Source organism: Alkalibacterium sp. 20 (genome assembly GCF_001885615.1).
Lineage (GTDB): Bacteria > Bacillota > Bacilli > Lactobacillales > Carnobacteriaceae_A > Alkalibacterium.
Genome location: NZ_LSRN01000102.1, coordinates 1 through 1,427, shown reverse-complemented (window position 1 = coordinate 1,427; position 1,427 = coordinate 1). Strand labels below are relative to the sequence as shown.

1 protein-coding gene is annotated in these 1,427 nt (G+C 38.7%); it reads right to left on the bottom strand.

Annotated features, from left to right (window positions below; all coding sequences use genetic code 11):
• On the bottom strand, positions 1-1,278 hold a 1,278-nt coding region (locus AX762_RS12240; RefSeq protein ID WP_071849390.1), incomplete at its 3' end, for an IS3 family transposase.
• Positions 1,279-1,427 lie beyond the last annotated feature (149 nt).

Here is a 1,427-nt window from a genome sequence, read left to right as displayed (position 1 = left end):
TTTTTTTAGTTTCCATTGTCCTCGTTCGTTGTTGTAATAGTCCATATAATCATCAATAACTAATCTTAATTCTTGCACTGACGTGCAAGTTTCATAGTAGATTTCATCTTTCAAGTGGCCAAAGAAACTTTCCTGAGGGGCGTTATCCCAACAGTTTCCGCGTCGGGACATTGACTGTACGATACCCACTCCTTTTACCAGGTTTTGAAAGACTGGGCTTGTGTAGTGGACGCCTTGGTCAGAATGAATAATAACATCATCTGCCAGTTTATCCCCGTAATCGTCAATCATTCTTTCAACGGTCTTGGTTACGATATCTTGTTTTAAGTTGTCTGAAACACAGTAACTCAAAACTTCCTTACTGGCCCCATCGATAATGGTAGAAAGGTAACCAACAAATCCATTTTTTCCATGCATGTATGTGATATCGGTGAGAAGGACTTTAAATGGCTTTCCCTGATCAAAGGAGCGTTTAAGTATGTTCTTCTTCGTTCGGTGCTCTTTAGTTGCTTTAGCCATCATTTTATAGGGATTTTTACGACGGATCGGACAGACAAGTCCATACTTTCGCATAATCCGCTGCACTTTCTTTCGATTGACTCGTATACCAACAGTATTATAAAAGTACATCACGATGCCACGAGAGCCTTTAGGCACTTTCTTATAGGCCATTGCTTCAATGATTTGGTCTCTCCAAAATTCATCTAACATTTCTCTCCAGATTCGAATCCGTTCGGATTCCCAAGAGAAATGTTTGTAGTATCCAGAGGGAGAAACCTCAAGTAAATCACACGCTCGTTTAACAGATACCGAAAAAAAACGAGAGGTCACTCTACGAATCAATTCAAATTTTTCTGTCTTTGTCAGCCCGTTCCCTCTCCTTTCTGCGAAGTCTAGCTTTTTTATCAGTTCTAACTCCGAACGCAATAGTTCATTCTCTCTCTGTGCTCTTTTCAATTTCTCTTCTGTAGAGAGTTCCGTTAATCGAGGACGTCCAGAATTACCTTGACGCGTATCGCGCAATCCTAACTCGCCTTTATCACGATACCGTTTCATCCATTTTTTAGAGAAGGACCTGATTCTTTCCGCTCCTACAATATCAGGGTCTAATCCTGCTTCCCTAAAAATATCCTTTGAATATTTTCTTTTTTGTCGTTCCGCCACGAAGTGGGCTTTGAATTCATCTGTATAAGTAATAGATTTTTTTGAAACATTTTTAGCGAAAATACTCAGTGATAATTGTTCAACTTCTTCACTTGTAAATGTATGTCTTTTCATAAGATCCTTCCTTCTTTAGAAGATTCAAACCCAATAGTTATCTGTAGTTTACCAATATCAGAGGGAGTATTTCAATTTTTAAACAACAAAAAACTGGGTCCTAAAAGTAGGGTGCTTTATTAAGCGTCTACTTTATAGGATCCAGTTTA